Origin of the sequence: Pandoraea sp. SD6-2 (assembly GCF_000389825.1) — a bacterium.
Lineage (GTDB): Bacteria > Pseudomonadota > Gammaproteobacteria > Burkholderiales > Burkholderiaceae > Pandoraea > Pandoraea communis.
Map to the genome: position 1 here is coordinate 599,554 of NZ_KB944454.1, position 23,654 is coordinate 623,207.

Here is a 23,654-nt window from a genome sequence, read left to right on the forward strand (position 1 = left end):
GGCCTGCCGACCGGACGCCGGATCGACGCCGAGCCAATACCTACCGCAATCCTACGCGTATTACCGGCGAACGTCCCGCGAGCGGGACGTCGCAGCCGTTCGTTACTTCTTCACGAACATCAGGCGCAGGGCGTCCCATGCGCGGCCGATGAAGCTGGCCTGCGGCACGTCGGCGAGCGCGACAACCGGGAATTCGGCCAGCTGCTTGCCGTCGGCCATAACCTTGACCGTGCCGACCGGCGCACCGTTGGCCAGCGGGGCGATCAGCGGCTCGCGCAGTTCGAGCTGCGGCTTGATCTTGTCGGCCATGCCCTTCGGCACGGTGATGAAGGTGTCCTTCTTCACGCCGATCTTCAGCTCGCTTTCCTTGCCCTTCCACACCTTGGGCGTGGCCACGACCTGATTCGCCCCGTACACGCGCAGCGTGTCGAAGTTCTGGTAACCGTAGTTCAGGGCCGAGAGGCTGTCCTGCACGCGGGCGCGCTCGGTCGGCTCGCCCACGACCACCGACAGCACACGGCGGTTCACGCCCGGCGCGCCCGGCAGCGGACGCGACGCCGTCGACACGAGGCAATAACCCGCCTCCTTCGTATGGCCGGTCTTCAGGCCGTCGACGGTCGGATCGAGATACAGCAGACGATTACGGTTCGGCTGACGGATGTTGTTGTACGTGAAGCTCTTCTCCGAGTAGATCTTGTAGTACTCGGGGAAGTCTTGAATCATGTGCGTCGACAGCGCGGCGATGTCGGCCACTGTCGTGTAGTGTTGCGGGTCGGTCAGACCGTCGACGTTCGTGTAATGGGTGTTCTTCAGGCCCATACGCTGCGCCGCGCGGTTCATCAGTTCGACGAAGCCCGGCTGCGAGCCGCCCACGAGTTCGGCCAGAGCGATGGAGGCATCGTTACCCGACTGGATGATCATGCCGTAGACGAGATCGTGCACCGAGACCGGCTTGCCGGCTTCGATGAACGTGCGCGATTCGTCACGACCCACCTTGCGAACCGACTCGCCCGGAATGACGGTCTGATCCATCGAAATGCGCTTGTCGCGCAGGGCTTCGAAGATCAGGTACGACGTCATGATCTTCGTGAGTGAAGCCGGCTCCACGCGCGCATCGGGGTCACCGGCGGCGAGCACCTGACCGCTGGTGACGTCGACGATGGTCCACGCCTTGGCCGTCATCGGCGGGGGTGGAATCTGTTGAGCACGGGCGGGAAGTGCAGCAAGCGAGCCGCAAACGACGAGCGCCGCAGCAGCGGCGGCACGGGACAGCGAAGCGTTGAATGTCATGGGCGAAGAGGAAAACGATGTGAGACTCAGGGGCATCTGCGCTTGAAGAAGCACCGTGCAACCGACGCTTCGACAAACGCGCGGCACGGCGAAGAAGACAGCGGCACCGTAGCGCCGGTGCCATGCCTGTCCGGGACATAGACCCGGCACGGCACGACATGGTTCAGAGGCGAATTATACCCGCCGCGATTTCATGCCCCCCGCCGCGGCGGCCCGGCGCGGCCGAAATCAGGAGAAATCGGCCGAAATTCGCGCCGGGTGTATCAATACCGCCACGCGTCGACCACGATCTGTTTCAGCAGGGGTAACAGGCCGTGAAAGAAGTGCTCGCCACCGGGAATGACAACCACCGGCAGCGTCTGCGGACGCGCCCAGTCCAGCACCGATTGCAACGGCACGGTGTCGTCCATTTCGCCGTGAATGACGAGCGTGTCGGCCGGCACTGTTGCCACGTCCCAGTTACTCGTCGCCGTGCCCACGAACACCAGGCGCTGCGCAGGCGTACCCGCCGCCGCCAGTGTCTTTGCCACATGCGAGACGACGAACGTGCCGAACGAGAACCCCGCGAGCGCGAGCGGCAACGTTTCCCAGCCCGGTTGCCTGCGCATCCAATCGATCACGGCGAGCAGGTCGTCGCGCTCGCCAATGCCCTTGTCGTGCTCGCCTGCCGACTTACCGACGCCACGGAAGTTCGGACGCACCACGGCGTAGCCGAGCTGGACGAATGCACGGGCAAGCGTTTGCGCGACCTTGTTGTCGAGCGTGCCGCCGAAGAGCGGGTGCGGATGCGCCACGAGCGTGATACCGCGCGGCGCGCCGGCCGGGCGATCGATGGCGATTTCGATGGCGCCGACCGGGCCGTCGATGGTGAAGCGTTCAGTCTGAGCGTTCATGAGCGATGTTGGGCTGAGGTACGGCAGCGCAAGAAAGCGCAGCCCGCAGGGCAGCGAAACGGTAAATCAGTGAATCGGTGAATCGACGAGGCGGCTGGCGCAATCAATCGATCAGCAGACGCTCGACGATCTCGCCTTGCGCCAGGTGCTTCTCGACGATCTCGTCGATATCGGTTTCGTCGATATACGTGTACCAGGTCCCTTCGGGATAGATCACCACGACAGGCCCCTGTTCGCAGCGATCGAGGCACCCGGCCTTGTTCACCCGTACTTTGCCGGGACCTGCGAGGCCAAGCTGCTTGACCTTCTGCTTCGCGTACTCCTGCATCGCCTGCGCGTTGCAGTTGGCGCAGCAAGGGCGGTCCGCGCCGGGTTCGCGCTGATTCAGGCAGAAAAACACGTGATGCTGGTAGTACTGCGATTGGGTGGCCATATCGGTGTTTTGGGGGAGTGGCAACGTGTTGCGGGCCATTCTAACCGACCTGTCCGGCAGTTGCGGGCGCGCGAACCGTGCGGGCCCAACGCGCCGCACGACGGGCATGAGGAAATGTGGAATCCGGGACAGCGAGGTGCGTCAGATGGAATCGGCCGCCCCTCCCCCCTCCCTGAAGACCGATCAGCGCAGACGCCGCTGCAACGCCATGAAGGCGGCACAGAATGCGGCCATACAGGCGAAGCCGAAGAACACGTTCACGCACGCCAGCACGAGCGCCTGCTGCGACGCCATACTGCCGACCCATGCCGACGCCATATGCGATGCGGTCGTCGCATCGACGCTCGCCCCGAACACCTGCTGCGCCTGCGACACCGCCGCGTTGTAAGCCGGATTGAGCGGCGTCATCGACGGCGTGAGCTGATGCATGAAGACCGCTTGCCGATCCTGCATCAGCACCGCCATGACCGACACCGACATGGAACTCACCAACTGACGCACGATGTTCTTCGACTGATAGCCGTGCTGGAAGACATACTCGTCCATGCCCCGGAACGTCAGTTCGGCAATCGGCACCATGGCGAACACACCGCCCAGCCCGCTCAGCACCATCGGCAAGATCAGCCACTGGCTCGACACCCCCGGATAGGTTTGCGAGAGCAGAACGGCGTAGCCAAGCAGACACAGATAGCCCAGCAGCACGAAGGGTTTGAGCCGCACGAACTTCGGACGCGCCATCGTGTACATCACGGCCACGACAAGACTCGTCACCGACGCCACCGCTTGCAGATAGCCCGTGTGTTCGACACTCCAGTTCAGCCCCTGTTGCATGTAGATCGGGAACAGATACGACGTCGAATAGGAGAAGAAGTAATACACGGCGTAACCGCCCAGCCCGAGCACATAGACAGGATTACGCACCAGCACGCGAAAATCGATCAGCGGTTTGTGGTGCGAATATTGATGCCACATGTAGCCGATGGCGCAGATCGCGCCGACCAGACACAGTTCGAGCAGATGCAGCGGGTTGGAGAAGAAGTCGAAACGTGAGCGCTGCATCATCACCTCGACGAACAGCACGCCAGCGGCAAAGAACACGATGCCGCGCATCTCGAACTCGCCCTCGTCGCGCAAACGACCCCGAAAGTCGGGGATCACGAGCCACGCGGCAAGTGCGCCGCCAAGCGCGATCGGCACGATAGAGAAGAACACGGACGACCACAGAAAATGGTCGACGAGATAGCTTGCGAGCAACGGTGCGGAGATCTGTCCGCCGAAAAATCCGTAGGTGAAAAAGAGCAATGCCCGCAGCCGCAATTCGGGTGCGAAGCACAGATTGATAAGAATCCGGCTGGCGGTGAACAGCGACCCGGCACCCAGACCGAGCACGAAGCGCGCGACGGCAAGTTCGGTCGGCGTGCGGGCCATACCGCACAACCACGCCCCGAACGCCATGAGCGTGAGCGCGCCCGTGAGGAAAGTACGATACCCAAGACGCGCGGCCAGCCAGCGCTGCTTCAGAATGACGAGAATCCCGGCCACGGCGTAGAGCGTAGAGACGAATGCGTACTCCTCGGGTGCGGCACCGACGCCGCCCGCGATATGAGACGACGCGAACACGAACATGCCGTTCTCCAGCATTTCGATGCCCGTGATAGCGGAGATCACAGCCATCAGCACTCGCTGTCGTGTCTTGTGCGCAAACATCAATCCCCAGGTACTCATCGCCGCCTCGCCAATAAAAAACGCCCGGGATCTGCCTGAAGATGCCGGGCGGTCGAGACACACCGAGTGTCAGCATGCCTTACACGAGAGTTTAGGGTTGACGGGCCGCCTCACCAATGGGTTGGCGGCCAATATGCTATTGCCGATTTGGAAACAATCCACCGCCCTATCTCGCCGCACATCCAGGCGGGACGGAGCTCAGCGCTGATTTCCGACGCTGCGGGCGGGGCCGCGATGACTCGGATCGAACATCGCGAGCAGATAGATCAGCACGAGGTACGGCCACGTCCAGGCAAGCCAGCGCGCCAGTACGTTGAAGTGCACATAGCGGCCTTGACGCCACGACTGAAGCGCCGCTTCGTAGTACGGGTTCGCGGGCAGCAAATTGACGAAGACGAGCAGCACGACAAGCGCCGCCAGTGCGACGGCACCGCGCAGCGCGCGCGGCCCTCGTCCGGCGACGACCAGGACAAGGGCGCCGACGGTCACGCCGTAGATGGCGCCGGCCGTCACCCAGTCGAACGCCTGCGCCGGCGAGAACTGCCACGCCGACGCGATGGCCTTGATTGCAAACGCACTGACGAACATCGCGCACAACAACGGCACGCGCGGCGCCGAGCGACGCATCGCGAGCGTGGCGAGCAGTCCGGCCAGAATGGTGCCGCTGGCGCTCACGACCGTCTCCCACAAGGCATGACTGGCGACGGCATCGAGTTCGGAAAGGTAGTCTTGCAACTGTCCGAGTCGCGGCACCCAGTCGAGCACCAGATCGGTCACGTCCGGGTCCTGCCAGAGCCAGATTTGCCGGACGAGATCGCCGTCACCGAAGAGAAACTGCTGCGGATAGGCCTGCGCCCACGGCCATAACGCCAGCAACACGAGCAGCACACTTGCGTGCCGTTCGAACCACGCGAAACGCAGATGCCGCAGCCATCCGCGATCGAGCAGCGGACTCGTGAGCGGCACGGCAATGGCGGCGCCGATGAGGGCACCGAGGGCGTTCGTTGCCAGATCGACGTTCGACGCCACACGTGTGGGCAAATACGTCTGCAAAGCTTCCATGCCACACGAGAGCATCATGCCGAGCAGGAATGCCGCGAGCACGGCGCGCGTACCGCGCCACGCGGGGTGCAGCGCCAGTACCGTCAACATGCCGAGCGGGATATAGCCCAGCACGTTGGTGACGACATCGAACGTCGTCATCCAGCGGGGTAACGGCGCGAACAGATAGTCGAACGGTCCCACGGCCGCGCGCTGGAACTCAAACGGGTACAGGCTCGCGTAAGCGATCAGCAGGATCAGGCAAATCAGCGCCTGACGCGTGAGCGGCGAGGCGCGTCGTTGCCAGGGTTTGACGTCCGGCTCAGGCATCGGCAGTGCGCGCTATCGCGCCGGGGTGGTGGCACCCGATGCCGACGGGGCGGGCACGCGTCCGGCAAGCCACTGGATCAGTTGGGTTTGCACGGCGTCGCTGGCGACGGCGAGCGCACGCGCGCCGCCTGCGGCGTCCGCACTCGCGGCCGGGGCCTGTGCACGGAGCGTCGTTTGGGCGAGCAGTTTCGGTCCGTCGAACAGTGTGGCGCGCACTTGCACCACACCGTGACTCACCGACGTACTGTTGAAGTATTGCGCGAACTCTTCGAGTTCCACGCGCAGGGCGGGCGCGGCGGTCGGGTCGCCGGCCGCCAGTACCGGCCGGTCGACCGACAAGGCGGCGCGCAGACGATCGCCGAAGAGCCGCGAGGGCGGCGCCAGCCATCGGCTGTTCGCATATACGCGGGCCTGATCGCCATCGCTTGCGGGCAGACGGTAATAGATCACGTCGGCGTCGAGCCAGCTCGGCGCGTTGACCACCACTTTCAGCGGCGACATGTGCGATGCCCCCGAAGCCATGACGTCCGATGCGGGTGCTGTGACGTTGGTCGCATTGGCGGCATTGGCGGCCGACATAGCGGGCGTCGGCGGCGGGCCGAGATCGAAGCGCGCCAGCGAGCCCGGCGGCGTCGAGGTGGCACATCCGGCCATCAACGCGGCCGTCCCGGCATAAAGCAGCCAGGTGGTCAGCGTGCGCAGCCGGCGGGCGCCACGTCTGCCCGGTCCCGCTGCGGCGGGCGCCTCGGTTACCCGGATCGCGCCGATTGGCTCAGTCATCTCGATATCCCCCTGCATGACGGTGTTGCGCATCATTGACCTGCCTTGCCCGGCCACGAAAAGCCAGCCTCGCCCGGACCGGGCGTCGGCGGCGACGTACCGAACAGCAGTGCGCGCGGATTGCGATTGATTGTCTCGGCAGCCTGCCCGACGGCCTGCGTCGTTGAGCGAAGATCGTCCGACAGCGTGTTCAGACGCGGCAGCGCCTCCTGTTGCAGCGAACCCTCGAACGTCTGCATCGTTGCCTGGAACGCCGCCAGACTCGACGTGGCCTGATCGGCCGCACGTCCCACGCTATCCAGATTGCGGATCAGCGGCCCTTGCGGATCGGACAGTTGATTCGTCAGACGATGCGTGCCGGCGAGCGTGCCGTTGAGTTCGCGCACGGTGTCGGGCAGTTCCTTTGTCACCGGTTCGAGTTGCTGCGCCACACGATTCACGCTTTGCGCCGCGGTCTTCACGCTGTTGATCGAATCCAGAACGGCATGCCGATTGTCGGGCGAGAGCAGCGCGTTGACCGACGATGCCGCCTCCTCCAACTGCTGCGCCAGATTGTTGCCGCGCCGTTGCAGTTCATCGATGAAGCTCGGACGCAACTGCAATTGCGCAACATGCGCCGCAGACGACGGCAATAGCGTGCGGTCGTCTCCATCGTCGTCCAGTTGTACGAAGGCCAGCCCCGTCACGCCCTGATAGTTCAGCGTGCCGAACGTCGACTTGGTCATCGGCGTGCCTTGATTCACGAGAATGCGAATCAGAATCTGGCCGGGCGTGCGCGGATCGAACTTGATCGAGTCCACCTTGCCCACGCCAAGTCCGCGATACCGCACGGCGGATTCGGGATTCAGCCCGGTCACATTGGTGCGCGAGACCAGATCGTAGGGCACGCGCACGCGATTGTCGCGATTGAACCAGTACACCGCAGCGGCAATGGCAGCGAGCAACGCCAGTGTGAAGAGGCCCGCCATGAAGGCGTGCGATTTATTTTCCATCGTCGAGTAACTCCGAAATCTTGATACGCCGCGCCGCGGGCAGGGCCAGCAACGCGCGTCTGCCGCGCTCACCGAGGAAGAAGCTGTGGATAAACGGATGATCGACACATACCGCATCTTCCACCGGTGCGTTGACCAACACCTTGCGGTCGGCCAGCACGGCCACACGCGTGGCGAGCATCATCACCGTATCCAGATCGTGCGTGACCATCACGACGGTCAGGCCGAGCGAGCGGTGCAGGCCGCGCATCATGTCCACGAATTCGTCCGACGCCTGCGGGTCGAGCCCGGCCGTGGGCTCATCGAGAAAGAGGAGTTCCGGCTCCAACGCGATCGCCCGCGCAATCCCCACACGCTTGATCATGCCGCCCGATAGCTCAGACGGCATGCGATTCGCCATGCGTCCCGACAGACCGACCATGTCGAGCTTGTACATCACGACATCGCGAATCAGATCTTCCGAGAGCGTATGCAGCTCACGCAGCGGCTGCGCAATGTTGTCGAACACCGTCAGCGCAGAGAACAGCGCGCCGCGCTGAAACAGCATGCCCGAGCGGCGACGCAACAAGTGCGCGGTGTTCCGGTCGATCATCGTGATGTCGTGACCGAAGACGCTGATGTGGCCGCTCGTGGGTGCCTCCAGCCCGATGATCTGCCGGATGAGTGTCGTCTTGCCCGAACCGGAACCGCCGACGAGCGCAATGATCTCGCTTTGCCGCACGGTGAGATCCAGATGCTCGTGAATCGTGTGACTACCGTACCGCTTGGTGAGATCGCGCACTTCGATGACCGGCTCGGCGTCACCGGGGAGCGTCGACGATATCGGCGGACAGCTGGCGGCGGCGCCTGATCGCACGTCGCTGCCGAACGCTGGCGACGCCGGGGTCGCCGGGGTAGTGGACGGATGGGGGGCCGTAGATTCGCGCATTAGCCGATCCCCACGTTACGGAACAGAATCGCAAAGACGGCGTCCGCGAGAATCACGATGGTGATCGATGTCACGACCGATTGTGTCGTGCCCTCGCCGAGACTCTGCGTGTTGGGCTTGACGCGCATGCCGAAGTGACAGGCCACGAGAGCAATCAGCATGCCGAAGACAACACCTTTTCCCAGCCCGATCCACAGGTTGGCAATGTTCACCGCGTTAGGCAGCGTTGTGAAGAAGTAATGCAGGCCGATGCCCAGTTCGTACTTCGCAGCGAGCGCGCCGCCGAGCAATGCGACGATATTCGTCCACATGACGAGCAGCGGCATGGCGACGGCCAGCGCGATGACCTTCGGCAGCACGAGCCGCAGCCCGTGTGGAATATCCATCACGCGCAGCGCGTCGAGTTCTTCGTTCACACGCATCACGCCCAACTGGGCGGTAATGGCCGATCCCGAGCGCCCCGCCACGAGAATCGCGGAAAGCACCGGCCCGAGTTCGCGTATCACCGCGAGACCGAGGATGTTCACGATAAACGTGCTCGCCCCGTACAGCTTCAACTGCTGGGCAGACAGGTAGGACAGGACAATGCCGATCAGGAACGCGACCAGCGCCGTGATGCCGAGCGCCTTGGTCCCCGCGCTGTATATATTGGCGGACATCTCCAGCCACGGCGCACGCACCGGATGGCGAATGACACGGCCGAGGTCGATCACGAAGCGGCCGAACATCGTGATGCCGTCGCGCAAATGCTCGCCCAGCGTGAACAGCGAGTACCCCAGACGGCTGATCGGATCGACCCGGCGCGTGGGCACCGGGCTTTGTCGCGAACGGTCGAATTCGGCGAGGTGATCGAACAGCGCGCGTTGCGGCGGCGTCAGCGCGATATGTTCGGGGTACCGACGTTGCCAGTAGCGCCACAGGGCTTGCGCGCCAACGTGATCGAGCCGCTCGACACTGGTCAGGTCCCACGCCAGTTCACCCTGAGGCAACGCTCGCACGAGACCTAGCAGCGTCTTCTTGCGCTGCGAAATCGCCAGCGCTGTCCACAGGCCGCGCAGCATAACCACCGGTCCTTGCGACGAGGTGGTCAGCTCCAGAGTGGGCACGGCATCGAGCTTCAAAACAGACGATCTCCTGACAAAACAAACCGCCGGAATCCGGCAAAGCGGGGTCATTGTACGGTACAGGCGTGACCGGTCGATAGCAACCCGCCACAGGCTGAAAACGCGCCGGAATCGGCTGACTTACGTCTCGGATGATGCCGAAAAGCAAGGATCGATGCCGCCCAGACCGGCGCAGCACTGGCCTCGCCGCTACAATAGCAGCCATGAATAACGCCGCATCTTCCTCGCCCAAGACCGCCCTTACCGCCACGGCTGCGGGCTCGCCCGAATACCCGTCCGGCTCGGGTGGCGAGTCATTGTGCGACACCGCGCCGCACTCGCTCGATGGCGACCGGATTCGCTTGCGTCTGGCTGCCACTTGCCGCCACTGGCAGGTCGAAGTCGTTGACGCCACCGGCTCCACGAATCTCGACCTTCTCGCACGACTTCGTGAAAATGCCTCATGCGCGCCCGTGGTACGCGCCGCGATGCAACAGACGGCAGGACGCGGACAGCGCGGCCGGGCCTGGCAAAGCGTGCCGGGCGACAGTCTCACGTTCTCGCTGGCGTACGTGATGCCGGGGGGCCCGGCCGAGTTGGCCGGACTGTCGCTTGCCACGGGGGTGGCAGTCGTGGAGGGCCTATCGGATCTGCCACTGTCGGCGCCCCACGCCCTTGGCCTCAAGTGGCCCAACGACGTGCTGCTGCGGGGCGGCAAGCTCGCGGGCATTCTGATCGAGACGGTTCCGGCAGGTCCGGGACGCATCGGTGTGGTGATCGGCGTCGGGGTCAATCTCCGGCAGGCCGGGGATGTTGCCACGCGCATCGACAACGCGGCCGCCGCCGGCGCTGCAACGTCCGGCATCCCGGCCACGCCGCCGGCCGCGCTCGAATCGGTGCTGCCGGCGCCGGACATGTCGTCGGTCTTCATTGCATTGGTGCAGCGTCTCGCCGCCATGCTGGACCGTTTTGCCGAGCATCGATTCAGTGCATTCCGCGACGATTGGGAGGCCATGCACGCCTACGGCGGGGCATCGATTCGCGTCATCGAGCACGGCCGCGATTTACTGCACGGTGTAGCGCTCGGTGTCGATTCGCAAGGCTGCCTGCGCGTGGCAACGGACGCCGGCGAGCGCGTCATCGCCAGCGGCGAAGTCTCGGTGCGATTGCTCGATACGTCCACGGCGCCCGGCGCCCAAGGAGGCCGCTGATGGCCGCCTCCCGGCACACGTCCCCGCCACAAGCGACCGGCACGACAAAAGCTGCGGCAGTGGCAACGCAGAGCCACGCCACGAATGGCACCGGGCACACAGGGGGCGCCCACGGCGCGCCGTGGCTACTGGTCGATGCCGGAAATAGCCGAATCAAGTGGGCATTGGCGCCAGCCGTGCGTCCTGCCGAATGGCGCGCCACGTCGCCGTCGTTTCTGGCCAGCGGCGCGGTGGACCACGCCGAATGGCGCACGCTCGCGGCACAAATCCGTGCAGGCTGGGCAGCGCTGGTCTCCGGGAACGGTGGCGAGGCCCACTTCGCCCCGAACATGGCCCCGCTCGCGATGGGTCAGGGCGGACAGGACGAGGGATTCATTTGCCCCGCACCCGCCGGTGTCTGGCTCGCGAATGTCGCGGGTGACGCCGCGGAGCAAGCCGTTCGCATGACGCTCCAAACACTGTGGGGCATGGCATCTGCCGATTGGCTGCAAGTCCTTCGCGCCAGTGAGTCGCGCGCGGGGGTTCGCAATGGTTATCGCACGCCCACGCAACTTGGCAGTGATCGATGGGCGAGCCTGATCGGTGCGCATGCCGCGTGGCCCGGCGAGCATCTGCTCATCGTGACGTTGGGTACCGCAACGACCGTTGAAGCCCTGTGTGCCGACGGCACCTATCTCGGCGGGTTGATCGCACCGGGCCCCGCATTGATGCTTCAGTCCCTTGCACAAGGCACGGCCCAGTTGCCAACGCTCGACGCCACCATGCCCGCCGGCGGACAAGACTTCGCTCGCAGCACGGACGAAGCCATTCTGCGTGGCTGCGCCGCCGCGCAGGCCGGTCTCGTCGAGCGCAGCCACGCGCAACTGCAAGTGCAACTGGGCGCCCCGGTACGTTGCGTACTCTCGGGCGGAGCCCGTCAGGCGCTTGCGCAAACGCTCACGCTGCCCGTTACCGAGCACGACCAATTGGTGCTGGCCGGCTTGTACGAGGTGGCGTTGTGCACGGCTGGCACCGATTCGACCGAGGCCAGGGTAACGCACGCGGCCACGACCGATTTACCGGCCCCCGCACCGCGAGATGCCGGACATGCACGAGGAGGTGTCTGAGATGTTGCGTGCGCTGTTGCTTGTCATGTTCCTGGCGGCGAACGCGGCGCTCGCCGCAGTGCAATTAGGCTGGTTGAAATGGCGTGACGTACTCCCCGCCACCGGCCGCGAACCCGCACGCATAGAAACGCAACTCGAGCCCGGCAATATCCGCCTCACAGAGGTTGAGATCAGCGCGAATGCGCCGGGCGATGTGGCGGGGCCGAGCAAGGTCAGCGGCACCGGCTCGGCGAATCATGACGAGCACCTCGACACAAGCGCCCAGCCTGCCTCGGCATCGTCCGTGTCTGCATCGACGGCAACGGCCGCAAGTCAGGCCCTCGCCGCCACGGCACCCGCCGCGGTATCGAGCGACGCGGCGGCAGCATCGCAAGCGACGACCGCCGTTGCAGCGACCGCCTGCCTCGACATCGGGCCGTTCGCATCCAACGATGCGCAGCAAGCACGTGGCCTGTTGCTCGCGGCATTGCCGTCAGGACAGGGCGACCTGCAGTCCATCCCGCTCGACAAACGATACTGGGTGCATCTCAGCCCGGTGCCTAACAAGGCAGCGGCCGACAAGCAGGTGGCGCAACTGCGCTCGGCTGGCGTCACGGAGTACTTCCTGCTCAACGACGACGGATCGAATCTCGTCGTCTCGCTCGGACTTTTTAACGACCGGGAACGTGCGGTGCGGTTGATGGCTGCGGCACAAAAGAAAGGCATCACGCCGCAATTGAGCGAGCGGGCAAACGCGAAGAGCCGGATTATCTACCGGATCGCCGGGATCAATGCGAACGCCGCTACGCAAGTGCGCAGCGTCGTGACGCAACAATGGTCGGCACAGTTGGTACGGGCCTGCCCGGCGCCGGCCGGCAGCCCGCCCGAAGGTGCTCACTGACCGAGCCGGGCACCTTGGGCCGAACCATCGAATGAAGCGCGGCGACCCAAGCGAACGGAGCGGCCGGGGCGGGCCACGCCCCGTGAGACAGACTTACCCGACGCGCCTCAATTCGACGACGGAACGCACAACCCCGGTCTGGGTACCGCGCGCGTTCTTGATGACCGGCGACACCCACGGTGCCAGCCCTGTCGTCTCGGGCGATTCGACAAGCCCGAGTGCCTTGAGCACGGCAACCGCTGCCGTATAAAGCGCGCGCATATTGCCGTCGACCACCTTGATTGCGATGCCGAGTCCTGCGGAGCGCACACCGATCGTCTGGACACCGTCTGCCCCGATCTTCGCCACCCAGTCGCCGGGCGCCATGCGCATGAAGGCGAGATCGTTGCGTGCCGTTCCGGACACCATCTCAGGCTGCTGCGTCATGGCAGCGAAAAGCGTCGACAGGCCGGCATCGTCGCTCGCCGCCAGCCGGGCATAGGCCGCCGCCAGCTTGTCGAGCGGCAACGCGTAGTTCGGTGCGGAACATCCGTCGATGCCCAGCGGCAGCGTATCGCCCTTCACACCGACGACATCTCCAACACGCGCGCGAATCGCCTGCTGCAGCGGATGTGCCGGGTCCAGATAGGTGTCGAGCGGCAACCCGTGCTGCGCGCAATACGCGAGGAAGCCCGCATGCTTGCCCGAACAGTTGTGGTGCAGCGGCGTCGGCTTCAGATCGGCCGGCGGGCGCTTGCCCGTCGCGGAGTAAAACGTCGGCGTGTGGCAACCGCACTGCAAATGATGCTCGTCGCATCCCGCCTTGCTCAACAGGCTTTTCACGCCATTGACGTGGAAGGTCTCACCCGAGTGGCTCGCACAAAGCAGTGCAAGCTCGGATTGCGTCAGTCCGAAGTGTCCGACGCCGTCGCCCTCTACGAACGGCAGCGCCTGGAACGGCTTGAGTGTGGAGCGCGAGAACGTCAGGAACGACGGATCGCCTGCGGCGTATCGCAAGCGCCCTTGCGCGTCGACAACCGCGACGCTGCCGTAATGCACGCACTCGACCGTGTCGATGCCATTGGCGCCACGAGTGACTTCAACGAGCGGCGCAAGGCTCATGATTGGGCCCGCACTTTCTTGAGCAGCGCCGTGGTCGAGCGTTGATGCTCGAACGCAATGGCCACCGCCTTGCCACCCCAGCCGCGAACGAGCGCAGACTCCGGCAGCTTGTCCATGTCGTAGTCGCCGCCTTTGACAAGAATGTCGGGACGCAGGGCGGCAATCAGTGACTCCGGCGTAGTCTCGCCGAACGTCACAACGTAATCGACGCTTTGCAGCGCCGCGAGCAACGCCGCGCGGTCGTTTTCGTTGTTGATCGGGCGGTCGTCGCCCTTGCCCAACGTGCGCACCGACGCATCGGTATTCACGCCGACGATCAGGCATGCGCCGAGCGCGCGTGCCTGCGCGAGGTACGTCACGTGACCGCGATGCAGGATGTCGAATACACCGTTGGTAAACACAAGCGGCCGCGGCAGCGTCGGCGCCAGCGCCACAAGGGCTTCACGCGAGAGAATCTTGGCCTCGAAATCGGCCGGAGAAGTGACTTGGGAAGATGACATGACAATCGATCGAAGTGGACGCGCTATTCTCCCACGCCACGTGCGGGGCCAACAAAAAAGGGGCCGAAGCCCCTTTTCTGCTGATGCGCGATGCGGCCCGCGGATTACGACGAGGTCGCCACGGCCGGTGCCGGTGCGGTCACCGCAGCCAGGCGGCTGGTGATTTCCTTGCGGTAGCGGTTCAGGTCTTGCGCCGTCGCGAACGTACGCTCGAACAGCAGCGACATGTTGTGCAGAATGCGCTCGACAACCTTCTTCTCCCAGCTATCGTCGAACTTGATCTGTTCATCGAGCCAGTGCTCGAGCCATTCCGGCTCCGGCAAACGCGACTGCACCGTGTCGTTCGGGAACAGATCCTTGTTCACGTGCAGGTTGGTCGGGTGCAGCGGCTTTTCGGTGCGACGCGCCGAGGCCATGAGCACGCCGATCTTGGCGAACGCGGCACGCGCGTTATCGCCAAAGCTCGTCAGCGCCTTCTTCATGTAGCGCAGGTAAGCGCCGCCATGACGGGCTTCGTCACGCGAAATGATTTCGTAGATAGCCTTGATCACCGGCTCGGTGTGCCATTCGGCCGCACGGCGGTACCAGTGGTTCAGGCGGATTTCGCCGCAGAAGTGCAGCATGAGCGTCTCGAGCGGCGGGGCCGGATCGAACGGGAAACGCACGGCATGCAGTTCGGCCTCGGTCGGCACGAGGTCCGGGCGGAAGCGGCGCAGGTATTCCATGAGCACCAGCGAATGCTTCTGCTCTTCGAAGAACCACACGCTCATGAACGCGGAGAAATCGCTGTCGTCACGGTTATCGCGCAGGAACATCTCGGTGGCCGGCAGTGCCGCCCATTCCGTGATGGCGTTCATCTTGATGGTGCGCGCCTGATCGTCGGTGAGTTGGCTGGCGTCGAACTTGTCCCACGGAATGTCCTTCTCCATGTTCCAACGCACTGCCTCCAGCGACTTGTACAGCTCGGGATACAGCATTTCGTTCATTTCAATTACCCCCAAGGTCGCGAGACCTTACACCAGGACTCAAGATAGTATTGTGAAAGTTTACGCCGAATTTCGACAGACAAAACGGTGAGCGTGTCGCGGGCGGCCCCCGCCGTCCGGCTTCACGTCTTGAACCCTGCCGCCGCAGAAGGACGGCGATTTAACGCCTGTTATCTGGCCGCACATTGGCGATATGGCTTAGAGCGACCCTACTAAAATATGGGCAAACTCTTGAATCATAACATAAAAGCCTTTCAAAACCGCCCTCGCTGACAGCCACATGACGGTAATGCGTCGTAATTTTGACGTCCGTCAAATTGTCACGGAAAGCACCTAAGCTCAGGGGGCGACAGGCGTCCCGGCAATCATTCGGCGACCCGAAGGCCCTGCGCACCGCTCATCGCGCCAGCGGCAACAGGCCTGGCACGAACGTGATGGCGGCGCGTCAGGGTATGTCCTTGTGCCACGGACCTGCGCGAGCAGCGTCCGATGGTCTACGCTAAAAGCAATCGTTCCGTACTTGCGGCCTGAATCGTGAAAGCACGCCTGCCGACGCGCTGTATTGCCGATGGCGGCACCTCACTTTGAGGATAGTTCTCAGTCGCAATTACGCAACAAGTTGTACCGGCCGGCGCGTGGGCAGAACGACGTGCGCGCCGCCAACGGGCCTTCCTACTCGACTGGATCCTTGACCGATAAGGAGCCGAGCATGGCAACTCGTCCCGCATTTGCCGCATGGCTGCGCACCGCCTGTTTTCTTGCGGCCGTGGCGACCGCCCCCAGTGCTTTGGCGTTCGATGCCGGGCAATTGGCCTCCCAGGAGATCCCGGCCGCGCATCTGGTCGGACACGGCTCGTTCACGCGCCTGGGCTTCCATCTCTACGACGCAGAACTCTTCTCCGGCGCAGATCGCCTCAACGCGAATTGGGGTATGCATCCGCTAGTACTGGATCTGCGTTACGCGCGCAGCTTCAAGTCCCATACACTCGTGCAGCGAAGTCTGATCGAGATGACCAAACTGCAAGTGGCGACCGATGCGGAACGACAGCGTTGGGCCGACGAACTCGCACGCATCCTGCCTGACGTATCGGCCGGACAGCATTTGACGGGCGTCTTCCGGCCCGGTGACGGCACACGCTTTTTCTCGGACGGCAAGCTCATCGGTCAGATCGCGGGCGACGCCTTCGGGCGTGCTTTCTTCGCCATCTGGCTCGACCCGCGCACGAGCGCTCCCGACCTTCGCGCGGAGTTGATCAGCGACGCGCGCTGAGCGCTGTGCTGCGAACGCCCTCGGGTGTCTCATCGGCGCCACGCGCGCCGCGAGGCCGCCATGCAGGTGTAACTTACACAAAGCCGGTTCCAGCGCCGCACACCCGGGACGGATGGGAGCGCTCCCCCGAACCGGCCACGGATTGTCCATCGAATCGCGCTGTTACAGCGCCCACGCGAGCGTGCCTATGGATATCGATCATGCTGCGGCACTCACGCGCCTGACGCGCTACTTCGAGACCCTCACCCGCCTGAGCGTCGGGAATTTGGGCGAGTTTTACACGCCCAACGTCTATCTCAAGACGCCGCTGCACGAGGTCCGCAGTGCTGCGGAGGTCGCCATGCTGCTCACCCAACTGTTCGAACGCGTCGACTCGCCGCACATCGAAGTCACCGCCACACTGTTGCAACACAATCAGGCGCTGCTCGTCTGGAATCTGCATTTCCACACCAAACGATGGCTCGACGACGAACAGATCATCCACGGCGCATCGCACCTGCGCCTTGCCGTCGACGGGCGCGTTACGTATCAGCGTGACTATTGGGACGCGACTGAAGACCTCTACGCCAAGCTCCCCTTCGTTGGACGCTTATTACGTTGGTTACAACAGCGCCTGTTTCGCTAAGGCACGGGCATCGGGCGAATCGCCAAAGGGCAGTTTTCTTCAATACGCGGCGCGCGCCCCAGCCTACATTCGGAACCTCGTTTCACACGCTTGTCCAGCATTGAGGTTTCCGATGACACTTTTCTACTCGATGGCCGCGTTCGCGCTGGCTGCGTCGATCACCCCCGGACCGGTCAACGTCGTGGCGCTGGGCGCGGGCGCACGCTACGGACTCGTGCCAAGCCTGCGTCACGTCACGGGGGCGACGGTCGGGTTCGTGGTCCTGCTTATCGCTGTTGGCTTCGGGGTATACGAGTTGCTGCAACGCATGCCCGTTCTGCTGCACGCGATTCAGTGGTTCGGCGTGGCGTTCCTGCTTTACATGGCGTACAAGCTGGCGATCGACAACGGCGAACTGGGCGACGCCGACGCCCAACGCGGCCCGACAATGTCGCACGGGGCCGTCATGCAGTGGCTCAACCCGAAGGCATGGCTCGCCGCATTGGCCGGGATGGGCGCATACACGGCAGGCGATCCCGCCCGCATCTGGCAATTCGCGGCGATCTACTTCGTGGTCTGCTGGTTATCGGTCGGGTGCTGGGCTGCCGCCGGTGCGATGCTGCGGCATCACATGCGTGACGCGCGGCGCGTACGGCGACTCAATCGAGTGATGGCAGCATTGCTGGCGGGCAGCGCGGTGTATCTGGTCGCGGCGACGTAGCGCGGCGATGCGGCGATGCCGCGCCGCCTCACGCCACGCGCGGCTCCCGGTAGTGTCCGGGCGTGGCGGCGAGTAACTGCTTGAATGTGCGCTGAAAATGCGCCTGATCGGCGAAGCCGGCATCGAGCGCCACCTCGGCGATGGCGTGTCCGCGACGCAATCGCCCGCGCGCGTATTGAATCCGCTGATTCATCAGGAAGGCGTGCGGCGTCAACCCGTACTGCACGCGAAAGGCCCGTGTCAGATATGACGCCGACAGGCCCGCTGCCGCACAAATCTGCGCCAGCGTCAGCGCCTCGCGGCAATGTGCGCGGATGAAGTCGGCGGCATCGCGCAGCTTGTGTGAGTCGTCGTGCATCGGCTGTGGTGCGGGGTTCAGACGCTCATGCGCATCGATGAAGAACTGCTGCACAACGCTCTCGCGCTCGAGCCGGTCACGTGTCGTGTCGGTACCAACGTCATAGAGCCGATTCAATCCCGCATACAACACCGGATCGGTCGACGACATCGGATCGAACAGGTGCAGATCGTGTCCGTGCCCGAATCCCAACTCGCGCTGCAAATCACGTAACCACGCCGTGTCGACGAACAGCATGCGATAGGCCCATGCCTCGTCGCCGATGGGATTGCAGGCATGCACGGCATCGGGGTTCATCACCACGACGCTGCCACGACCTACGGTCTCGCGTGCCCGCCCGTTCAGATAGGTGCTCCGCCCGCCCGTGACGGCACCGATAGAGAATGTCTCGTGGCTGTGCAATGCGTAACAGACGCGACGACCGTCGAGCACTTCGCGCGCCTCGAGAAATGGCAGCGCCGGATCGCGCCAGAACGTGGAGGGGTAAGGACAAGCGACGGTGGATTTCGACATAAGCGTGTGATTTCGTGAGGACAGCCGGCTCATGCCGCGGGCTTGCCGGTATCCGCGACGGCAGCATCGGACGGCTCGACGGAAAGCGGTGAATTCGCCGGCAGTTCGACGCTGCCCACCGCACCGGCTTCGACATTGTCGAACGGGCTGGTGCCGTCAGCCTCGGCCACGAGCCATGCGGCAATCGCGTCGCGTTGCGCGTAGGCGTCGGCTTCCCCCAGCGCAATGAGTTCCTGAGTGTACGACGATTCGAACAGCAGATAGCTGGCGAACGCCGCGCCGCGCGCTTCGTCGGCACCGATCGCGCCGAGTATCGTACGCACGGCACGCGGCAACTGCTGCAAGTGGCGCGCCGCAATCGGTTCGATGCGTTGACTTGGCGAGATCACCAGCGTTTCGATGGGCCGCCAGCCGCTCGACTCGCGCTGCGCTTCCGGCACGTGCCGCAGCACGTTGTTAATGTGCTGAAGACGCTCCAGATCTGCGGACAGTCCGTCGATGAATACGCTCGCGAGCGCTTGTCCGCCGATCTGCGCCAGGCTCGGATAGCCGCCGATGCGCTCGCCGCTGCTATCGAGCCCGTATTGTCCGTGCGCGGCGCCAATGATCAGGATGCGGGTCGCACCCAAATGAATCGGCGGACTCAGCGGCGCGATCTGGCGCATCGATCCGTCACCGAAATACTCAGCTTGGCCGTCGAGATCGAGTTCGATGGCCGGAAAGAGAAACGGGATCGCACTGGACGCCAGCAGGTGTTCGACCGTCAACGGCACCGCGCGCGCCAGACGCAGCGAACGCTTCCACGCCTGAATCGGCTCCGCGCTTTGATAAAAGGTGACGTGTTGACCCGACGAGTACGACAGCGCCGTGACCGACAGCGCCTGGAGCGCGCCCGATGCGAACACTTCCGGCAACCGGTCGAGACGGATCGCGTTGCGCAGCATGTCGGCAAGCGGCGACCAGTCGAACAACGAACGCGGAGAACGGCGCAGTGCCCAGCCCAGCGAGAGCGCCGCCAGCCAGCGCGCCCCGGTGCCTGCGATGCCGAGTGAGTCGGCGCGGAACACCTGACCGGCGTGAAACTGACGCCACACGGCATCGAGCTTCATGACACTGTGTTGGAAATCGTCGGCGTGCGAGGCAAGTGACGCAGCGTTGATCGCGCCCGCCGACGTGCCACAGACAATCGGAAACGGAATCGCGCGCCGCGACGGCAGAACTTCACGCTGAATCGCCGCAATCGCCGCGAGCACGCCAACCTGATAGGCGGCACGTGCACCACCGCCCATCAGGACGAGGCCGGTACGTTCGCCTGAAATCATGGGAGGCCTCCTCCTGCCTTGACTGTCGTTGCGCTCGTTGTCTCCATCGGCGCAGCTTTCATGGCTTTCGCCGCTGTTCACCCCGGCGCGTGTCTTCGGCCCGACGGCGTTACCACTTCCACGCGGCTTGTTTGCCCGGCGTCTTGCCTGCGGCGGGGGCCGGTTTTCCGGTTGCCTTCTCGGCCGCCTTCGACGGTGTCTTTGCCGATGTCTTTGCAGACGTCTTGGCCGCTGCCGATTTCGCCGGGGTCTTCTTGCTGGCCGGCGCACGCTTGGCGGCCGTCTTGCTAGCCGTCTTCGCCGCGCCCGTGGCTCGCTTGGCAGCTGTGCCCGCCTTGCCCGGCGCTTTGCCTGACGGTTTCGGTTCACCCGATCCCGCTGGCTTGGCCTGCGGGGCGTGCGTCGCCTTGGCCGCTGCCTCTGACATTTGCGCCGCTGCCGCTTCCGTCATCTGCGCCGCCGACATGCCGGCCGCCTGTGCGGCTGCGGCAATCTGATCGAACTGGGCGCGCATGGCGTTGAACCACAGCGACGGGTCCAGCGCGCCATATGCATTGCCTGCCTGGGCGAATGGCGATTGGGCCTCACCACCCCCCGGCGGTGTTTCCTCGGCGGCAGCCGCAGCTTCCGGCTCGGGTTCAGGCTCAGGCTCGGGCGCGCGGGCCTGCGATTCGACGTCTTGCGCCGGTTCGGTCGATGCGAACGGCGAGCGCCAGAGGTTGGCCGCGCCTGCCTGTCCGAACGGCGGGGTAAATGGGGGTGTAAACGCCCCGCCACTCTCCGGCGCACTCGTCGCGCCCGCTTCGGCACCGCTCGACGCGCCGAAGTTGCCGGTGCCGAACGCACGCAGCGTCGCATAGGTAGCGCGTTGCACCTCGAACGCCTGAATGGTCGAGCGCAGCACGTTCAGATTGAGCGTGAGCCATTGCTCGACGGCGCGCATCTCGGCGATGCGGTTTTCGATTTCGTCGGGATCGAGCAACGGCGCGGCACTCTGCATCAACTGCGTGAGCGGCGAGGTGAATGTCGCTGGGGGGCTGAACGCCTCCCACATTTTCTTGAGAATGTCGAAACCGTTAGGCATGGCACTCGTCGAATCGCTCATTACAGTCTCCAGTCACGGTCAGGGGACGGATGGCCTGCGGGCCAGTCCCGGCAAAGCCACGCGCATCAAGCGCTAAGCCGCAGCGGGCGTATGGGTATCGATCATACGCCGAGCGTGCACCAATGGTGTTTCAGAACGGCGCGTCGCCGCCGTAGTCCGGCGCCCGGCGCTCACGCAGCGACGCGATGCCCTCGCGCACGTCCGGGCCGGCGAAGCCCATGAATTCGAGCGCGAGCGACGCGTCGAACGACGGTCCCGCGCTGCGCAGCCAGTTGTTGAGTGCGTACTTGGTCCAGCGAATGGCCGTGGTCGAACCGCGTGCAAGCTTGTCCGCGACTTCGAAGGCCTTGGGCAGCAGGTCTGCCTCGTCGACGGTAAGCGACACGAGTCCGATACGCTCGGCCTCCTCTCCCGACACCGGTTCGCACAGCAGCAGGTAGTACTTCGCTTTGGCCATGCCGCACAACAACGGCCACACGATGGCGGCATGATCACCCGCCGCCACGCCCAGGCGCGTATGACCGTCGATGATGCGCGCGCTCTTCGCTGCAATGGAGATGTCGGCGAGCAAACCCGCGACCAGTCCGGCACCGACGGCCGGGCCATGCATCGCGGAAACGATGGGCTTGCTGCAATTGATCACGTTGTAGACGAGGTCGCGCGCTTCGCGCCACACCCGCGCACGCACCGCGAAATCGTCGGCCATGTCCTCGACGAGCGACAGGTCGCCACCGCCGGAAAAGCCTTTACCCTCCCCACGAATGACGACGGCGCGTGTCTCGGTGTCGCGGTCGATATCGCGCCACACGTCGGCCAGTTCCCGATGCATCTGGTGGTCGGCAGTCGACAAGCCGCTCTTGTTCGCTCCGGCGCCCATGATGAGTTCGAGCACGCCGTTGGGATGCCGCTTGAATTGCAGCGACCGATAGTGTTGATACAGGTCTTGCGACATAGCTTACCGCTCCAAAAAAATATCCCCGCACGGGCGGGGATCGGAAAGCAGCGGCGTCGGCCGAAGCCAGCGCCGCCAACGGTCAACAGGGCGATGTGAGCGACGTTGGGCGCGCCACATCCGTCATTTCAGTTGCAGGCAATGGTCATCGCGTTCGCATCGCACTCACGGTGCGAGCAGCCACTTGCCATTGTCGATCTTGACCATTACGCGCGCACGCTGATCCAGACCAAGGTGATCGGTCGGACTCATGTTGATCACGCCGTTCGACACATGCACTTCCTTGCTGGTCTCCAGCGCGTCGCGCAGCGCCTTGCGGAATTCCGGCGTGCCCGGTTTGGCCGTCTTCAGTGCAATCGGAATGGCGCGTTGCAGCAGAATACCCGCGTCCCACGCATACGAACCGAAGGCCGCCACCGTGCCGGCGCCGTACTTGGCTTCGTACTTCTTGATGTAGTCGAGCGCAACCGCCTTGGCCGGATGATCGTTCGGCAGTTGCGACGCCACGAGCACCGGGCTCGCCGGCAGGTACGTGTTGTTGCAGTCTTTGCCGCACACACGCAGGAAGTCGTTATTCCCCACGCCGTGGTTGTGATACACGATGCCCTTGAAGCCACGCTCGGCCAACGCCTTCGGCGGCAGCGCCGCAGGCGTGCCGGCCGCACCCACAACGACGGCATCCGGGTTAGCCGCCATGATCTTCAGGATCTGACCCGTCACGCTCGGATCGGTACGTGCGAAACGCTCGTTGGCAACTATCTTGATCTTGTGCAGGCCGGCGAACTTGGCGACTTCTTCGTAGAAGGCTTCCCCCAAAGCGTCACCCTGACCGATGAACGCGATCGTCTTCACACCGTGGCGGCTCGCATGCTCGGCAATCGCCGAAGCCATCTGCGCATCGGTCTGCGGAGTCTTGAACATCCAGTGGCGCTTGGCGTCAACCGGCTCGATGATGCGCGCCGACGAAGCCAGCGAGATCGTCGGCGTAGTACCGCTCGCAATCACGTCAAGCATCGCCAACGTATTCGGCGTGATCGACGAACCGATGATGGCGTCTACGTGGTTCTCGGAGATGAGCTTTTTGGTGTTCTGAACAGCGGTCGTGGTATCCGACGCATCGTCGAGCACGATGTAGTCAACCTTCTGCCCACCAATTTCAGTCGGCAGCATGGTGACCGTGTTGCGCGCGGGAATGCCAAGCGAGGCAGCCGGGCCGGTGAGCGAAATGCTCACGCCAATCTTGACCTGAGCGGCAGCGCCACCAGCCAACGCCAGCAACATCGCACCCAGCAGGGCAGTGCGCACGGGGTTTCGCATGGAAAATCTCCTGGTCTGGCCTGCGCTGGTTTTTTTAACGCCAGCGCCCCCGAAGGACACCTCGCGCCGCGCCGGCAAAAGTTAGGGCCAACTCGCTCACCCGATAGGGGTGCGAACCGACTCAAGGAGACAAAGAATAGCGGAGCCGGAATTCTTCTCCATATACGGGTTCACCCTATGCGCGTGTCCCCAC

General features: G+C 64.0%; 22 protein-coding genes and 1 pseudogene. 6 read left to right on the forward strand and 17 right to left on the reverse strand.

Annotated elements, in window-relative coordinates; genetic code table 11:
* Window positions 1–102: 102 nt before the first annotated feature.
* The 9 genes from C266_RS19095 to C266_RS19135 all read right to left on the reverse strand — a co-directional run bounded on the left by C266_RS19095 (window position 103) and on the right by C266_RS19135 (window position 9,533).
* Complete coding sequence (locus C266_RS19095; protein ID WP_036663465.1) at window positions 103–1,326, reverse strand: D-alanyl-D-alanine carboxypeptidase family protein; 1,224 nt, start codon at window positions 1,324–1,326, stop codon at window positions 103–105.
* 227 nt (window positions 1,327–1,553) lie between these two features.
* Window positions 1,554–2,183, reverse strand: a complete 630-nt coding sequence (locus C266_RS19100; protein WP_010804717.1) for an alpha/beta hydrolase — start codon at window positions 2,181–2,183, stop codon at window positions 1,554–1,556.
* Window positions 2,184–2,286: 103 nt separating this feature from the next.
* Complete coding sequence (locus tag C266_RS19105) at window positions 2,287–2,616, reverse strand: ferredoxin (protein WP_036663810.1); 330 nt, start codon at window positions 2,614–2,616, stop codon at window positions 2,287–2,289.
* Between the two features lie 183 nt (window positions 2,617–2,799).
* Window positions 2,800–4,341, reverse strand: a complete 1,542-nt coding sequence (locus C266_RS19110) for an MFS transporter (protein WP_081636326.1) — start codon at window positions 4,339–4,341, stop codon at window positions 2,800–2,802.
* Window positions 4,342–4,539: 198 nt separating this feature from the next.
* Window positions 4,540–5,712 (reverse strand): VanZ family protein, encoded by a 1,173-nt coding sequence (locus C266_RS19115; protein WP_010804714.1) that lies wholly within the window; start codon window positions 5,710–5,712, stop codon window positions 4,540–4,542.
* A 12-nt stretch (window positions 5,713–5,724) separates the two neighbouring features.
* Complete coding sequence (locus C266_RS19120; protein ID WP_168162934.1) at window positions 5,725–6,492, reverse strand: ABC-type transport auxiliary lipoprotein family protein; 768 nt, start codon at window positions 6,490–6,492, stop codon at window positions 5,725–5,727.
* Between the two features lie 32 nt (window positions 6,493–6,524).
* Window positions 6,525–7,484 (reverse strand): MlaD family protein, encoded by a 960-nt coding sequence (locus C266_RS19125; protein WP_010804712.1) that lies wholly within the window; start codon window positions 7,482–7,484, stop codon window positions 6,525–6,527.
* Window positions 7,474–8,412: an ABC transporter ATP-binding protein gene (locus C266_RS19130; protein WP_010804711.1), complete on the reverse strand. Its 939-nt coding sequence runs from the start codon at window positions 8,410–8,412 to the stop codon at window positions 7,474–7,476. Before C266_RS19130 ends, C266_RS19125 begins: the two co-directional genes overlap by 11 nt.
* Entirely contained in the window at window positions 8,412–9,533 is a 1,122-nt protein-coding gene (locus tag C266_RS19135; RefSeq protein WP_010804710.1) for an ABC transporter permease, read from the reverse strand. Before C266_RS19135 ends, C266_RS19130 begins: the two co-directional genes overlap by 1 nt.
* A gap of 206 nt (window positions 9,534–9,739) precedes the next feature.
* On the opposite strand from C266_RS19135, the gene C266_RS19140 reads away from it, so the two are divergent.
* The 3 genes and pseudogenes from C266_RS19140 (at window position 9,740) to C266_RS19150 (ending at window position 12,712) form a co-directional block, all read left to right on the forward strand.
* Complete coding sequence (locus tag C266_RS19140; RefSeq protein WP_010804709.1) at window positions 9,740–10,726, forward strand: biotin--[acetyl-CoA-carboxylase] ligase; 987 nt, start codon at window positions 9,740–9,742, stop codon at window positions 10,724–10,726.
* A pseudogene (locus tag C266_RS26365) lies at window positions 10,726–11,721 on the forward strand (type III pantothenate kinase); the annotation flags it as partial. The gene C266_RS19140 and the pseudogene C266_RS26365, both read left to right, overlap by 1 nt.
* Window positions 11,722–11,833: 112 nt before the next feature.
* On the forward strand, window positions 11,834–12,712 hold the full coding sequence (locus C266_RS19150; protein WP_010804707.1) for an SPOR domain-containing protein: 879 nt from the start codon (window positions 11,834–11,836) through the stop codon (window positions 12,710–12,712).
* A 93-nt stretch (window positions 12,713–12,805) separates the two neighbouring features.
* Here C266_RS19150 and C266_RS19155 read toward each other — a convergent pair whose 3' ends face one another.
* The 3 genes from C266_RS19155 to C266_RS19165 all read right to left on the reverse strand — a co-directional run bounded on the left by C266_RS19155 (window position 12,806) and on the right by C266_RS19165 (window position 15,299).
* Window positions 12,806–13,813, reverse strand: coding sequence for an asparaginase (locus C266_RS19155; RefSeq protein WP_010804706.1), 1,008 nt, complete (start codon window positions 13,811–13,813; stop codon window positions 12,806–12,808).
* Window positions 13,810–14,313, reverse strand: coding sequence for a D-glycero-beta-D-manno-heptose 1-phosphate adenylyltransferase (rfaE2, locus tag C266_RS19160; protein ID WP_010804705.1), 504 nt, complete (start codon window positions 14,311–14,313; stop codon window positions 13,810–13,812). The genes C266_RS19155 and rfaE2 overlap by 4 nt, the downstream gene beginning before the upstream one ends.
* A gap of 104 nt (window positions 14,314–14,417) precedes the next feature.
* Window positions 14,418–15,299 (reverse strand): hypothetical protein, encoded by an 882-nt coding sequence (locus C266_RS19165; RefSeq protein ID WP_010804704.1) that lies wholly within the window; start codon window positions 15,297–15,299, stop codon window positions 14,418–14,420.
* 709 nt (window positions 15,300–16,008) lie between these two features.
* On the opposite strand from C266_RS19165, the gene C266_RS19170 reads away from it, so the two are divergent.
* The 3 genes from C266_RS19170 to C266_RS19180 all read left to right on the forward strand — a co-directional run bounded on the left by C266_RS19170 (window position 16,009) and on the right by C266_RS19180 (window position 17,894).
* Window positions 16,009–16,569, forward strand: coding sequence for a chalcone isomerase family protein (locus C266_RS19170; RefSeq protein WP_010804703.1), 561 nt, complete (start codon window positions 16,009–16,011; stop codon window positions 16,567–16,569).
* Window positions 16,570–16,756: 187 nt separating this feature from the next.
* Complete coding sequence (locus C266_RS19175) at window positions 16,757–17,194, forward strand: nuclear transport factor 2 family protein (RefSeq protein ID WP_010804702.1); 438 nt, start codon at window positions 16,757–16,759, stop codon at window positions 17,192–17,194.
* A 112-nt stretch (window positions 17,195–17,306) separates the two neighbouring features.
* Complete coding sequence (locus C266_RS19180; RefSeq protein WP_010804701.1) at window positions 17,307–17,894, forward strand: LysE family translocator; 588 nt, start codon at window positions 17,307–17,309, stop codon at window positions 17,892–17,894.
* 28 nt (window positions 17,895–17,922) lie between these two features.
* Here C266_RS19180 and C266_RS19185 read toward each other — a convergent pair whose 3' ends face one another.
* The 5 genes from C266_RS19185 to C266_RS19205 form a co-directional block, all read right to left on the reverse strand.
* Entirely contained in the window at window positions 17,923–18,765 is an 843-nt protein-coding gene (locus C266_RS19185; protein WP_010804700.1) for an AraC family transcriptional regulator, read from the reverse strand.
* Between the two features lie 29 nt (window positions 18,766–18,794).
* Window positions 18,795–20,087: a patatin-like phospholipase family protein gene (locus C266_RS19190; RefSeq protein WP_010804699.1), complete on the reverse strand. Its 1,293-nt coding sequence runs from the start codon at window positions 20,085–20,087 to the stop codon at window positions 18,795–18,797.
* Window positions 20,088–20,196: 109 nt separating this feature from the next.
* Window positions 20,197–21,192: a PhaM family polyhydroxyalkanoate granule multifunctional regulatory protein gene (locus C266_RS26370; RefSeq protein WP_010804698.1), complete on the reverse strand. Its 996-nt coding sequence runs from the start codon at window positions 21,190–21,192 to the stop codon at window positions 20,197–20,199.
* A 130-nt stretch (window positions 21,193–21,322) separates the two neighbouring features.
* On the reverse strand, window positions 21,323–22,144 hold the full coding sequence (locus tag C266_RS19200; protein ID WP_010804697.1) for an enoyl-CoA hydratase/isomerase family protein: 822 nt from the start codon (window positions 22,142–22,144) through the stop codon (window positions 21,323–21,325).
* 165 nt (window positions 22,145–22,309) lie between these two features.
* On the reverse strand, window positions 22,310–23,461 hold the full coding sequence (locus tag C266_RS19205) for an ABC transporter substrate-binding protein (protein ID WP_010804696.1): 1,152 nt from the start codon (window positions 23,459–23,461) through the stop codon (window positions 22,310–22,312).
* Window positions 23,462–23,654 lie beyond the last annotated feature (193 nt).